At 58.8% G+C, this 14,020-nt stretch carries 11 protein-coding genes and 2 pseudogenes; 3 read left to right on the top strand and 10 right to left on the bottom strand.

All coding sequences use genetic code 11. The features are described 5' to 3' along the window. Positions 1-171 (bottom strand): transposase domain-containing protein (locus HHL21_RS18110; RefSeq protein WP_206085888.1); only part of this gene is annotated, 171 nt, incomplete at its 3' end. Between the two features lie 345 nt (positions 172-516). Here HHL21_RS18110 and HHL21_RS18105 point away from each other — a divergent pair. Further along, complete coding sequence (locus HHL21_RS18105) at positions 517-1,935, top strand: tyrosine-type recombinase/integrase (protein ID WP_169468458.1); 1,419 nt, start codon at positions 517-519, stop codon at positions 1,933-1,935. A 157-nt stretch (positions 1,936-2,092) separates the two neighbouring features. Here HHL21_RS18105 and HHL21_RS18100 read toward each other — a convergent pair whose 3' ends face one another. The 3 genes from HHL21_RS18100 to HHL21_RS18090 form a co-directional block, all read right to left on the bottom strand. Further along, entirely contained in the window at positions 2,093-4,795 is a 2,703-nt protein-coding gene (locus HHL21_RS18100) for a DUF3987 domain-containing protein (RefSeq protein WP_169468456.1), read from the bottom strand. A 274-nt stretch (positions 4,796-5,069) separates the two neighbouring features. After that, on the bottom strand, positions 5,070-5,342 hold the full coding sequence (locus HHL21_RS18095; protein ID WP_229496566.1) for a helix-turn-helix domain-containing protein: 273 nt from the start codon (positions 5,340-5,342) through the stop codon (positions 5,070-5,072). A 192-nt stretch (positions 5,343-5,534) separates the two neighbouring features. After that, positions 5,535-6,497, bottom strand: coding sequence for a hypothetical protein (locus HHL21_RS18090; protein ID WP_169468454.1), 963 nt, complete (start codon positions 6,495-6,497; stop codon positions 5,535-5,537). A 761-nt stretch (positions 6,498-7,258) separates the two neighbouring features. Between HHL21_RS18090 and HHL21_RS18085 the strand changes: the two genes are divergently transcribed. Then, on the top strand, positions 7,259-7,651 hold the full coding sequence (locus tag HHL21_RS18085; RefSeq protein WP_169468452.1) for a tautomerase family protein: 393 nt from the start codon (positions 7,259-7,261) through the stop codon (positions 7,649-7,651). 332 nt (positions 7,652-7,983) lie between these two features. Here HHL21_RS18085 and HHL21_RS18080 read toward each other — a convergent pair whose 3' ends face one another. Beyond that, on the bottom strand, positions 7,984-8,637 hold the full coding sequence (locus HHL21_RS18080; RefSeq protein ID WP_229496564.1) for a TetR/AcrR family transcriptional regulator: 654 nt from the start codon (positions 8,635-8,637) through the stop codon (positions 7,984-7,986). 88 nt (positions 8,638-8,725) lie between these two features. Between HHL21_RS18080 and HHL21_RS22220 the strand changes: the two are divergent. After that, a pseudogene (locus tag HHL21_RS22220) lies at positions 8,726-8,815 on the top strand (peroxiredoxin); the annotation flags it as partial. A 170-nt stretch (positions 8,816-8,985) separates the two neighbouring features. On the opposite strand, the gene HHL21_RS18070 reads toward HHL21_RS22220, so the two are convergent. From HHL21_RS18070 to HHL21_RS18050, 5 genes and pseudogenes are all read right to left on the bottom strand, one after another. Next, complete coding sequence (locus HHL21_RS18070; protein ID WP_169468448.1) at positions 8,986-10,443, bottom strand: amidase family protein; 1,458 nt, start codon at positions 10,441-10,443, stop codon at positions 8,986-8,988. A 123-nt stretch (positions 10,444-10,566) separates the two neighbouring features. Beyond that, positions 10,567-10,987 (bottom strand): annotated as a pseudogene (locus HHL21_RS18065) (DoxX family protein). Between the two features lie 97 nt (positions 10,988-11,084). Next, positions 11,085-12,413, bottom strand: a complete 1,329-nt coding sequence (locus HHL21_RS18060; protein ID WP_206085882.1) for an acetamidase/formamidase family protein — start codon at positions 12,411-12,413, stop codon at positions 11,085-11,087. A 36-nt stretch (positions 12,414-12,449) separates the two neighbouring features. Next, positions 12,450-12,971 carry a hypothetical protein gene (locus HHL21_RS18055; RefSeq protein ID WP_169468446.1) on the bottom strand — a complete coding sequence of 174 codons (522 nt, stop codon included), beginning with the start codon at positions 12,969-12,971 and terminating at the stop codon, positions 12,450-12,452. 29 nt (positions 12,972-13,000) lie between these two features. Next, the gene (locus HHL21_RS18050; RefSeq protein ID WP_169468444.1) at positions 13,001-13,810 is read right to left on the bottom strand and encodes an SDR family NAD(P)-dependent oxidoreductase; all 810 of its coding nucleotides are present in this window, start codon (positions 13,808-13,810) and stop codon (positions 13,001-13,003) included. Positions 13,811-14,020: the final 210 nt, after the last annotated feature.

The raw sequence follows: 14,020 nt of genomic DNA, 5'->3' as shown, positions 1-14,020 counted from the left end.
CACCATCAGCCACACTACCTGCTCAGCCGGCAAGCGCCGATGCCGAATACTGGCTGCATCCGTACTCAGGATCGCTTGCTCGATCCACTCGTATGGCAAATGCTCGCCCAGCCTCTTCCAGTCCGGAAACTCGAGATGGTTGGCCAGGAAGTGAAGGGTATCGTCGAACATCGCGACGAAGGTTAACAGCGATGCCCGGCGTTTACAACAGCAAAATAAAAATGCCGTTCAGTCTTAACTGAACGGCATTAACCTCAAGGGTGGCTCATTTTCGTTACTGCGCATGTAAGGCAATGGGGTGGCTGATGGGGCTCGAACCCACGACAACAGGAATCACAATCCTGTCTAAACGGCATATATTGCCGTTTGCCAATATTAATTTCATTGAATAGTCTTTATAAATCAATGGCTTACAAATTATCTGCCATTGTTATTGTGTTGACAAACATGCCTTGTTATACTCAAAGCGGGTTACAAGTAGCTTACAAGTTTTGATGTTGTGGCAAAGGTGTGTAAATGGCAAAAATTGAATTCATTGCATCGGTGGTGGAGGGGCATCAATGCGACCCCGGTCCCGAGCCCGCTCCTGGGGACGCCAAGAAGCCGAAGCAGTCATTTATTTGGGACACCAAGGCGCCAGGGTTGGGATTGCGTGCCACGCCCCGTGGTGACAAAGGGTATGTGTTCCAGTCGAAACTTAATGGGAAGAGTATCCGCATCACCATTGGCAAGCCCGGAACGTGGTCGATTAAGGCTGCGCAGATAGAGGCGCGTCGATTACAGACGATCATCGATGCGGGTAAGGACCCGCGCCAAATCCAGGCTGACGAATTAGCGGCAGCTCAAGATGCCCGTGAGGCGCGGCAAGCAGCTATCGACAAAGCCGACGCCTTAGCGGCCGCCGAGACGGCGGCGAAGATCCTGCAAGATCGGCGGGAATCTGTGACGCTCGGAGCGGCATGGGCAGTCTACATCGCAGCGCGCCGCAACGCTAAGCGCAAGGGCGGAAAGCAGGGCTGGAGTGAATGGCATGTTCGTGACCATGAAAACGTAGCCCGCGTAGGTGGTGTTAAGAAAGTCAGGGGAAAGGGCATGACCGAGCCGGGACCGTTGGCGTCAATGCTGGATGTCCGATTGGCTGACCTGACCGGAAAACGCATTGCCGCCTGGTTGGCTGCGGAAACCACCACTCGGCCCACCCAGGCGGCATTGGCTTTCCGCTTGCTTTCGGTATTTGTGAACTGGTGCGACTCGCAGGCGGAATATGCCAATCTAGTCCCCACGGGCGCATGCAAGGCCCAGCAAGTCCGTGATGAACTGCCTAGCACGAACGCCAAGGGGGGCGACAGCCTCCAACGTGAGCAACTTGCGCCTTGGTTCACGGCGGTCTGCAAGATGAGTAATCGGGTGCAGTCGGCGTACTTGCAGGCTTTACTGCTCACTGGTGCGCGCCGCCGCGAGTTGGGCGCGTTGCAGTGGGACGATGTGGACTTCCAGTGGCTCAGTATGACTATTCGTGACAAGGTGGAGGGCGAGCGGACGATTCCGCTGACGCCCTATGTGAAGCACTTGTTGGCCAGCTTGCCGCGCCGCAAGGATGATCCATGGGTATTCTCCAGCCCGTCATCCTCAAATGGACAACTCGCCGAACCTACACCTGGCCATAAGCGTGCGCTTGTCGCGGCAGGTTTGCCTGACCTGACTCTGCACGGCCTGCGGCGGTCGTTCGGCTCGCTGGCCGAATGGACGGAAACTCCGGCAGGCGTAGTCGCCCAAATCATGGGTCATAAACCGAGCGCCATCGCCGAGAAACATTATCGCCACCGGCCGCTCGATCTGCTGCGCATGTGGCATGTAAAATTGGAGACGTGGATGCTGCAAGAGGCGGGGATCGTATTCAAGCCAGAAGCCGCCGTGTTGAAGGCGGTGGCATAGCGGGTGGAGGGGGAGGATATGCCCGACGCGGTAACGTCGGGCATTGCTACTGCTGCACCTGCTGCCACTGCTACTGATCACCATGTGCCGGTTTTGACGCAGCGCCGGTCGCACGGTTAGCAGTAGCGAGACCGGCACCAGCCGGTCGCCATAACGGCTAGCGCAGCAGCGCCGGGTTGCGATGGACGGTGCGCCCGCGCGCACCGAGTTTGATGCGGCCGAGGCGTTCCAGCTCATCCAGCACCGGGGTCAGTGCAGCTTTCTTGCGCAACGCTGACGGGCCGTACTGACTAACGGATCGCGTCGGCAGCTCAGCCACGCCGTTTTCCTCGCAGTACCCGGCAATCCAGTCATCCAGCCTTTGGGCATCGCTATGACCTGCCGACGCGATACCGCCGGCAAAGACACGCTGGGACTCGTTCAAATGCCACTTGGCCAAGCATGCCCCGCTGCGCATGTGAATCTCACTGATCGTGCCGGCTTCGTCTTCCAAGACGTGAAAGAGCGCCGCAATGCGCGCAGCGTTGTCGGCCGTCTTGCTCGCCACGTCCCGTACGTTCCGCAGGTCGCCGCCATTGCCGAGCTGGACCTCGATCTCGTTGTAGAAATCGATCCATGCGGTCATCGCGTCATCACTCAAATAGAGCATGGTAGGCTTGAGCGCGCCGTTTTCGATCACGGGATTGGTCGCCAAGAGCTCCGCGATGCGGATACGAAAGCGGTCCAACAGCGGCCAATTGGGCGGTGACTTCTTGTACGCGCGCGTGTCTTGGGTGGACTCCGGGAAGCAGGGCAAAAACCGCGCGATAAAGCCCGAGCCACGCGCCAACGGGCCGGAACCCTCCATGAATGCGCCCAACGTAGCGGGCTGCACCTGCACTGCGACCGTGAGGCGCGCGCCGGACAAGGTATATGACGCGGAAGTGCGGCGGTCGATGCGAATTGGCTTGCCGTCCCAAAGCTCATTGAGCGTTGCCAAGTTGCGCATTTGGCTTTCCTTACTCATGCCGTGCCCGCCGAATACCGCGCCGCCTTCGGATGAGATGACCCCGCCCGACGGCCACTCAGCCCCCAAGCCGCGCGTCAATGCTTCCGGGGTGGCATCGCTGTAAATGACGCGAGGAATGACCGGGGCCACGGGCTGCGCGGCGGTATGCGACGCCAAGTTCTTTTCGGCGGCAGATGTATCCTTGTCGTTAGAAACGAGCCTGGTGATCTGATCCAGAATCCCCTTCTTTTTCGCTTCCCATGCCAGCGATTCGGCATTGAATTTCAACAGCTCCGGACCTGCGGCAGCCAGGCAAGCCGTCTCATATTCGCGCACTGGCTTAATGAAAAACGTGTCCAACGTGCTCTTGCGCTCCCCGGATTCCGCGATGGCGAGCAGGTAGAGCGAGATCGGGCCGGTCAGGCCCACATCACGCTGCACGTCATACAGGCCCTGAGCCGCCAAGGAGAGGCTGGAGAGTGCCGAGCAGGCGACCAGCGCCATCGGGGCCATTGCGTAGTCCTGCACCTCCTTGACGGCCTCCTGCATGATCATGGGTAACGCATCCAGCGGGTACTCACGAGCAGGATCGCTCGATGCGATTGGTTCCGGTTCGCGCCACTCGATGTCTTCGTCCTCCGGCTTGCGGTCCAGCTCGGTCAAGAGGCGGCTGATGTCCACATCCTTACTACGCTCTGCATCGGAGAGGAACTTGATGGTTTTGATGGTAGTCGCGCCATCGGCGGACACGCGGTCCCACTTCTTGCGGACGGCCTCAGTCCCCTTATAGCCTGCCTTCTTGCTCCACCAGTCAGCCAAGTCGAACATCTGCTCCGATTCGCTGCGGCTCTTCAAAGCCATCAAGACTTTGCACCAGGTGTCGTACTCCAGCGGCGAGATCAGTGCGAGGTCTGCTTTGTATGCTGCCATTTCTGCGTCGGAGACTTCTTCGACGCATTTCGCCATGGGGCAATCTGACGACGCAGTGGACGACACCAGGGCAGCCCGTTTGCCAAATTTATCGTAACCCCACGCCGGCAAGTCGGCGATCTCTTGACCGTCGAAGAAATCGCTCGATGCCTCCCAGTCGTACCGGGTGCCGGACTTGTGCATGCTGCCGGGGCCGACCACATAACCACCGATGCCTTTGAAATCAATGCCGTCACCGAGCGTTCCCGCGAATTTAGTGCCGATCTCGGCAAGGTAGTACAGGTGGCGACCGCCACCGCCGGTCAGAACTTCAGCGGTATCGGGAAACAAGTAGCCGGCCAGATTGAGGTCCTCCACCGTCTGCCGCGTTTGCGGCTTGTACCAGTCGATGTCAACGACCACGAGCATTTTTCCCGTGCTGCCTACCGGTTTGCCGGTGGCGATGCCGTAGTTCGCCATGCTGCTGTATTTGAACCACATGGTGATGGCAACGTCCTTAGTGGTGGCGCCATTGAAAGTATCGCTATGGCGGGGATCTTCGTCCAACGCGGCGACCATGCTGCTCGCCGCACTTTCAGCATGCGGCGGCGGGGTCAGCTCTTCGGCTTTGCTCGGGGTCGGCGCCGTGGCTGTGATTTCGGACTCGGCGACGGTTGCGGTCAGGGCGGTGGTTTCGTCCATGCCCGTGCCCAACGTGTCTACCGCGCCCGATTCTGGCGAGATGGGCGTAGCTGGATCAACACCTGGCTCGTCGGCCAGAACTGGCGCCACTTGTACCTGCTTCACGTCGTCATCTTCGGTCGCGGCGGTCACGGCGACGCTTGCCGCGCTTTCAACGTGAGCAGGGACTGGAGCTTTGCCGTCCACCTTGGTCATCGCTTCGATCTCGACCGCCGCCGTGCCGGTATACAGGCACTCCCGGCCAAACGGGGACATGGCCATTGGGCATTTTCGTCCACGTCCCACATGTCAACGGGCGGGGCCGACGCGATTGCCGTAGCCGATGCGGCTTCAGGTTCATCGGACAGAGCCTGCTGTGGCATCACGTCAGTCTCAGAGGCCATTGCGTGCTGGTTGGCTGCCGTACCCATGATGGGGTCCGACATGGCGTCGAGGTCGGCCAGCGTTGCGAGCGATTCAGCATTGGCCGTGACCGGCACCAAGGACTCCATTGAGCCCTCAACGGCTTCGGCGACGTGCATTTCGTGGGAGGCGATCATTTTGCGCTCCCTTCGTTCAGCACGCGCTGGATGTCGCCGATGCGCCAGGCCAAGCGGCCATTGATGCGGACGGGGCGGAGCGGGCCGTCCTCGTAGCACGCCCACTTACGGAGGGTTTGGGGTTTACGGCCGAGGTGGAAGGCTGCCTCATCGGTGTTGATGGTGACGCGAATTTCGGCGCTGAGGGGAATGAAGCCGTTTTGATGCAAGGTTGCGCAAGGGCCGTTAGGCGCATCGGAAGCTGAAGCGGGGTTTGAAACTTGATGCATCTGAAACTCCTGAGTGGGTGGGGGAGTCTGCAGATTTAAATACCGCACCCAAAGGCCTTGAGAGGCAGGTATTAATACCACGGAGTCATGCGGGTTTGCGGAGGCGCCAGTGGCATTTGAATGGCATTTGGCTGTGGCATTTCGTCGCGTGGCAGGCCACTTGCCACTGCCACGAACGATGCCGACGGCCGACTAGATGAGGTCTTCCGCCTTGTCCTGCCAGTCCTCCCGCCAAGGGGCCAAGAAGTGGTTGTCCGTGAACACGCGATTCAAGTGCGCGCGAGGCGCCCGATAATTTTCATAGAATCCAACGGCGAGAATCACCGGGTCCCATAACGCAGCATGGCGCCCTCCCTTGGTCCCGCTGGTGATCTTTGCGTGTCCCTTGCCGAACAGCCCTTTTCCATTTGCCAGGGCCTTAGACAGGCCGATTTTGGTGAGACGGCCGAATGCAGTGATGACCTGATCCTTGGTGATCCCGCGAACGGCAACGTCACGGCTGGGGTCTGCGCCTGCGTCGTCCTTTTCAAGGGCGGGCGCTACGTTGTCCTGCGACTCCTCGGCGATGAGTTGAGTGCCAGCCGTTGGGATGGCTTCGCCGCCTACCATCTGGTTAGGCGTAGGCGTCATCGTGGCTTGTTGGCGCTTGCTGTCCGCTTTCAGCAGCTCGGCGATGGCGAAGCTCGGGACGTACAGGATCGAGTCGGCAGTAATTTGGATCAGCTCCGAAAAAAAGTACTCGTCGGACTGGCCCATCCATTCGCCTTGCTCGACTTCCCAATAGTCAAGAACGCGGTGGTTCGCGGCCCGGAAGGCGGTGATGCGGTCCCACGACTGGAAGGGGGCCGTGCCCCGCTGCCAAGCTGGTCGATCCGTGATAATTCGCGGACCGGAACTTCGGGCCAGTTCTTCGATTTCGTCCTGCAACAGCGTTACGTAATCCGCCGACATCGAAGGCTGCGGAGTGACCACCAGCGCCCCGTTGTCATCGCGGCGGCGTGACTCGATCAAGGCACCAAGCGGGGCCGAAGCGTAGACAGGGAGACGAAGGCGAATGATCTCACGGGTTAACTCAAATGTAGTCCACGTCCGCTGGGTCAACCCGCTCAGGTAGAACACCAATTCGCCAATACTGGAAATTTCGTTGATAGTCATGCCGCCGTTCCCGTTTTGATGTGACGGCGACCCTACCAGCGGCTGGAAAAATCGTCAACGGCAAAAATGACAATTTCGGGTAGCAGCGTAGCGGAAGTAGCAGTAGCGGAAGAGTTAAGCGCGACGCGCGACGTACCTTGACCGGGCCTTCATGCACGCGACCGCCAGCGCTGTAGCAGAGTAGCGAAAATAGCAGTAGCACTGCATAAATCTCCACCGCAGACGGCCGTAATCCTTGCTCGACGCGTTGACAAACAAGGCGAGAAGGACAATTCTTGTTACATCGCGTAATAAGATGCAAGCTTCTGAAGGCGAACATCACTCCCACCAGGCAAGCTCAGTGATCGTCAGCGCCCGGCAGCGCGCGCTCGAGCCGCTTTCCGAAACAGTGCAAGTGCTCGCCGGTGGCAACGTAACCTGCCGAACTGCCATACGTTTGATCTCACGGCTAATGGTGGGCGGTGTTATGGGTAGATGCACCGCAATTGATTGAGTGATCGACCCCTGCCAGGCCGCGGCGGACGACGTTCTGACCTCCAGGCAAGATTAGTGCGGACGCACGCCGATGCAAACCCAAATCGACAGAAAGGAGGCGTGGAGGTGAAACCACCACACTAACAGCTGAATTTAAACTGACAGTCACAGGCTTCAAACCGGGGTAATTGTCAGATCCAGTCGCGATCACTACAATTAAGGTGTTCTTTCAGCCCTTGAATGAACGATTTATTCCGATAGTTGCTGAACTAACCAATGGAGTTTGTATGCCCATCCTCAACGTCAAAGTCAGCGCAGTCAAATCCAAAGAAATGACAACCACCATTTCGAACATCCTGTTGGAGCTCACAACGCGCGTGCTTCACAAAGATCCAAACCTTACTTCGATCGCAATCGACTATGTCGATCCGGAAGATTGGGTTGTCGGCGGTAAATCGCTCGCTGAACAGGGCAAGACCAGCGTCTATTTCGATATCAAAATTACTGATGAAACCAACACCAAAGCTGAGAAGGCGCAATATATTCGCGAGGCGTTCGACGCCTTTGGCAAGCTTCTTGGGAACCTACATGACGAGAGTTATATCTATGTCCAGGACGTGAGAGCGGCTGCTTACGGGTACGGTGGCAAAACGCAGGAACGCCGTTTTCACGGGGCTTAAAGATTTCGGCGCGAGATAGAACGTTACTCACTACCGGGCCGGCTACTGGCGTTAGGCCGCAGCGGCATCCGGCCTTGCGCAGTAGTGCAAAAAGTGACGAGGTGCTGGCCCCTCGTATTGAGCGCGGTTGGCAAGCCAACATGGGCGGCTATGCGCCCAGGGCACTGTCGAACGCATCATGCCGTGCCGGCCTGCGCGGCGTGATGCGGCGCAAGGGCGTCGAGAGCTGCATGCCTTCCTGAATCTGTTTCAACGTGCCGTGCTGCTGCGTTATCGCGCGGCCGCTGCCGTAAGGGCAGCGCAACAGGCTTCGAAGCCGAATCAATTGGTATTTACTGTCCTGCTGCCGTTGCGCGTCGCATCCTGATCAGTTGCAAAGCGCTCTCCACACCATTTTTCAGGAGATTCCGCGCCTCGTCGGGATCGAGGACAGTTCGTGCGATCTGTAACGTGCCGAGCATCAGGCTGAAAAGGGAGGTGGCCTGCTGGAGTGCGGTATCTCGGTCCAGTCCAGGCAACTCCTTGGCCAATACGCCGATATCCTTACTCAGCCCGGACTGGAAAGCAGCACGCGTCGCAATTGATGCCCTCGCTATTTCGGGGACGAAAGCAGCGGAGGGGCAGCCCAAGGCAGGCTGCTCAAGGTGATCCATGCTGAGGTAGTAACGGATCGCTTCCTCGATACCACCCTGCTCAATTTTCTCTGTGAACGTCGCTCGCTGCAGGTCGAGAATGCGGGAAACGACTTCCGCTACCAGTGACTCCTTGGAATCGAAGTGCGGGTAGAAGGCGCCATTGGTAAGTCCGGCATCAGCCATGATACCAGCCAACCCGGAGGCCGCAATGCCATCCTTGAGAAAGCGCCGCGACGCTACCTCGATGATGTGATTTCGGGTTACATCCTTGCGGCCCTTCTCGTAACGCATTAATCGTCCCTCATAAAAAATGTAAAAATGCAAAGTATCTGGCAGATCAATACTTTGCATGACGTTTATATTATCACAGTACACTCATACTTTAAAGGAATGCCCGTGTTTCCGGCGTCCTGTTTGGACACGATGAAAGCTTGAAGGTGCGCAACAGATGGTCGATATTGCCCATGCAAACTGCCCTTACTCGAAGCTGAGCCGCGGCAACATCGATGTGGCGATTACGATCGCTTAAGTGAAAGTCGGATGATGAGACCCCATGGGTCTCATCATCCAAGAGGTCTCTCGTAAAGCAGGCCCGATCGGCAAGATCGATCTTGGCGGTCATGGCCGACAGGCCCAGCGTTGGCATGGCAGATCAAGCTGCGGCTGCGGAAGAGGGAACGTTCAATTTTCAAGCTGCGCCTAGAGGGGCGCCGCTAACTTGCCGACCACAGCTTCCACCCGGCGAGCAAGGTACAGCAGCGCTCTGTCTCGACCCCAAGGACCGTCAAGTTCAAGACCGATGGGCAAGCCCTTACCCGATAAGCCGATCGGAAGACTAATGCCCGGCAGGCCAGCCGCACTTGCGGGAATCGTGTTATTGGCGAGTACCGTGTGACTCCTTTCCTCGCCACCCAGCAGTATCCTGTCCTCTTGCCCGATCATTGGCGCCGTGGTGGGGGTTGTAGGCAGGATGAGTGCCTCGGCACCGCTGCTCAAGAATGCCTGGGCATACCGGCGCTTGATTTCTGCGCGTTCGCCCGACAGCGCCGTATTGTAGACGTCGTCCGTTATGTACCCCTGACCGTTCGGCAGAACAAGATGGGACCATACGTTCTTGAGCCCTGGCTTAAGACCATCGAAGATATCCTCGAAGGTCGTGGGCACATTGTTTTGACGAATGAATCTCTCGACCGCTACCTTGGCCTCACGGAAGAAAATATGCCATGTGGCAGAGAGGGCACGGCCGGTGAAATCTCCTCCGAGATTAACTTCCACCACATTGGCGCCAGCATCACGCAACTGACGGAGGGTTTCTTCGAACCGAACCGCAACCTCAGGGGCAATGAGCTCCATGTATTGATGCGGCGCGTGGGCCAGCGTTATGCCCTTAACATCATCGGTATGCGGACGGCTATCAGGGGTCTCGTCCCGCGTGATTACACGATCGAACAGGATGCAGTCTTCCACGTTGCGGGCCAACACGCCGGTAGTATCAAGCGTATGCGAGACTGGCACAACACCACCACGCGGCCAGCGGCCCGTGGTGGGCTTAAAGCCAACCACACCGCAGAACGATGCCGGCACGCGGATCGAGCCGATGGTATCACCACCCAATGCCGCCGGCACGAGGCACGCGGCGACGGCGACACCGCCACCGCCGGAAGAGCCACCTGAGACGTAGTCGACATTATGGGGATTCTTTGCTTGACCATAGGTTGCGTTTTCACCGGTCAGGCCAAAGGACATTTCCACCAGATTGTTTTTACCGAAAACAATGGCGCCACTGTCCTTGATTGCCAGCACCGCATCGGCGTCATGTGCTGGCACATAACTGTCCAGAGTGGCCAGGCCGATAGTTGAACGAAGCCCTTCCGTCAGATAGCTATCCTTGATCGCAACCGGCACGCCGAGCAGTGGCCCGCTTGCCCCGGAAGCAATTGCCTTATCAGCATTTCGGGCAGCTTTCAGCACCGCCTCTTCGTCGATCGTAATAAACGAATTCAGATCGGCATGGTCTCGCGCACGCTGTAATAATGCGCTTGCATACGACTCAGAGGAAAGTTCACCCCTGCGGATGGCCTCCGCGACCGCAGCGACACCGAGGGAGGCGAGCGTGTCGGCTTCCGGTTGAGTGTGGAATTTAGGTGCTTCGTGCATGACAAACCTCACTTATTTAAAGATTCAGCGCTGTAATAAGCGCCGATGAATTTATTGAATGCTGGGAACTCAACCGCTTTCCTCAGCACCCGGATGCTGTGCCGGGCTGATGAACGCTGCGGCTCATTGGCCGTTACGCTGGTTCCGCAACACGGGAAGCGGTTTCAGCAGATGATCCAAGGAAAAAGCCCCGGGACCTCTGGCGACCAGTGGCAACAGCAGCGCCACCCAGCTCAGATGGGTGGGCCACGCGGCCGGGTATACGAACAGCTGAATGACGGCCGTCATGCCCAGCAGTGCCACGGCCGACAGCCGCGTTGACAGACCGAGCAGTAGAAGCATGGGGAAACAGTTGTTCGGACACCGTCGCCAACTGCGCAGCGAACTCCGGTGGAAGCAGAGGAAGCGCATATTCGTACTGGAATAGCTGGTAGGTGCCTGCCTTGATGGTGAACAGCCCCTCGACCTTGGTGCGAGCGGACAGGAAGAAAATCGAAGCGGAGGAGACCCGTGCCAGCAACAGCAGCACGGAAGAGGGGATCATCCGACCGGCGTGGTCGGCAAAGCTGGTGGGGGAAATGGAGATCATGGCTATGGTCGATAAAAAAATTGTTGCGTGTACTGTTAAGGAATCAAACCGGTCAAAGTGCGTACTTGCGGCGCACCAGATGGCCGATGCCGATACGATCGAGAATTGTCAGCGGACATAACAGCGTGACCCGAACAGTCCCTGGCAGGCGGCTGATCTCGATCGAGCCGGCAATGGTGGCGCGGTTCAGAACCTCGTCATAGGGCAGGCCAAGCGCTTTCGCGGCACGTGCAAGGCCATTGGCGGTTGCTTCGTTCAGATTGCTGCCACTACCGATAAAGGTGACCGGGCCATTCTCTTCGATCGCCTCTTGGCCCCAGCGGGCGCCCAGCGCGCGCACGTGGCGGCGTTGTTCAGCATCAAGCGGGCGCGCCAGCGGTGGCAGGTCTTCCAGATTCTGCAGCAGGATCGGACCGTCGATCTGCAGCCCCTTTACGACTTCGACAGTGAGCTCGGTTTCGCCGCTGACGTCGGTCGCGTGACCGGCGATCTCGCCGTTGCCTTGCTGTGCGTGCATGTCGCCTAGGTAGACACCCGCTCCTGGCACCTTGACGGGGCAGATCAATATGCAGCCCTCGCGTACCGAATTGGTATCCATGTGGCCGTCCGTGCGGGCGGCATCGAGTTCTTCTTTGCTCACGCCATACCGGTGCGGCGCGCCAATGAGGTGCTGGCCGAAGTCGGCGCAGTTGTGAGAGTCCGGCAGATCGCGCGCCGGGGTCGTGCCGATATTGCCAAGAAACGGCCGCATTGGTGAGGCCACGCCGGGAATGTCGGCACGGGCGAGCGCGAGGATTGAATGCTGCTGTGCCTGTTCGGGCAGCATGGACAGCTCACTGGCCCGGCCCGCGAGGGTATTGGCGACCTCCTGCCCGACCGTCAAGCCAATTTGATTGTCGTGATCGAATACCATCACATAGCCATGGCTGAAGCGGAAGGCACTCACTTCGGCGCCGCATTCGCTGCAGCGGATCGCATCTGCGCCAATACCGTCGACATGGCTTGCAGGATGTTCCTTGCCACAAGCCGAGCACAGTTTTGCGACAAAGGGGTCGCCATGGTAGCGGCCGTCCACAAACTGCATCACCCCCGATGACGTGGCAATCGATGTGACCCGCAAGCGCTCGATCGTCAGCGCTACGGCGTCCCCGACTTCGGCGCCAGCAATACGAACTGGCTGGGTCACTTCGTGTCCGCCCTGGAAGGACGGCGTGATCATGGGCCCCCAGCAGCCGGGTGGGGTACCGGCAAGCAAACGGCCACCGTCGGCCAGTGGGCCGAGCATGGGCTGGCTTGGACCGATGATACCGTGTGTATAGGTATCGACTCGCAACTGGTCGACGGGCAGGGTTTGATGCTTGCTGCTGCTTGTGATACTCATGATGATTGTCTCCGAATGAATGGATTAATTGGGAATTCAGGTGCGCCACTTGCCGGCGCGAACTAGCTCGAGTGCGGCATCCGCAAAAGGATGGGGCGCTTCGAATGGGACGTGGTGGCCCACGCCTGCTAGCACGCGGCGGGCGGGGAGCTCGGGCACGGCGATCGCGGGATCAGTCGCAGGTGCGGTACCGCTGGCGCTACCGCCCAGGTTGACGGTTGCCACAGCGACGGCCGGCGGCCCGATGAATTTCTTTTGTAGTGATGCGTAATTTGGATCGGGGGCGCTCGCCGGATCGGCCGGCGCGTGCCGTCCCAGCCAGGCATGAGCGCGGACCGCGACGTAATCGGGGTTGTCGAATTCGCTCGCAACGCTGTCAAACAGCGCGGTGTCGAACGGTCCGTTAAATGTTAATGAAGGGCATGTTATTACGCAGCGCTGCGTCACCAGCGGCAGGCTCGTCCGCTTGGGTAAATGGGCGGCTTTGGCCAATGCGGCCACCGCCATCGGATAATGTAATGTGGCCATTGTGTGCAGGTGGCCAAGCTGAGGCTTCATACCCACCGACAATCACCACTGGTTGAGGATCAGGCCGCCGAGGCGCTTGTCTGATAGCGCGGCGCCGGCACGGACGCCGACATCTCCTGGTGCATGGCTTGGCGGGCGGCCTCGAAGGCGTCGTACTTCGCGCCATCGTGCAGGCCGGGAATGGTGACCAGTTCACCCCGATCCAGGCCGATCAGCGCGGCGTCCACCATGGCGTCGGCGCGCATCACGATTTCCTTCGGCAAATACGCAATGGGTGTACCGGCGAGGTCCCAGAAATCGGTTGCCGTCGCGCCTGGCAGCACGGCCTGTACACGCACGCCTTTTGCGTGCAGTTCATGGTGCAGCGACAGGCTCAGTGCTAGAACAAAGGCCTTGCTGGCGCCGTACACACCGTTGAGCACTTCCGGCGCGATCGCGACCATCGATGAAATGTTGATGATGGTGCCGAGACCGCGCGCCGCGAAGCCTGGTGCGGCGCTGTAGGTGAGACGGGTCAGCGCCGTGACGTTCAAGCTGATCAGCTGCTCCATCTTTTCCACATCGGACGCAAGCAAGGGCCCGGTCGCACCGACACCTGCGTTGTTGACCAACATGGTGATACTGGTGTCTTCGCGCAACAGCGTTTCAATGCGGGCGACATCGGCCGCATCGGTCAAGTCGGCGCTGACGGCGCGCACGACGCGGCCCGCGCTGGCCTGTAACTGCTCTGCAAGTTCATGCAAACGCGCGGCGTTGCGCGCCACCAGAATCAGGTCGTAGCCGCGCGCGGCCAGGCGCTGCGCGTACAGCGCGCCGATGCCTGTCGATGCGCCGGTGATCAATGCGGTGCCAAGTGTGGGGTGTGCCATTTTGAGTCCTTATCGAGTTGAATGCCTGGTCAACATGTGCGATCACGTGCATCGAGGCAAAAATTGTCGCAATGCGACATGTGCATATACACACATTAAAGTAAAAAATCGCCGTGATCGTCACGACGCCTGTACAGCAACGACTACTGAAAAAAAACTAGCCTTCGAGGCAGCTGACCGAGGCCCACATCTGTTGCGCAAGGGTGCTGC

This window comes from Massilia polaris, from assembly GCF_012927275.1.
In the GTDB taxonomy this organism is placed as follows: domain Bacteria; phylum Pseudomonadota; class Gammaproteobacteria; order Burkholderiales; family Burkholderiaceae_D; genus Telluria_A; species Telluria_A polaris.
This window is presented reverse-complemented; position numbering and strand designations above follow the sequence as displayed.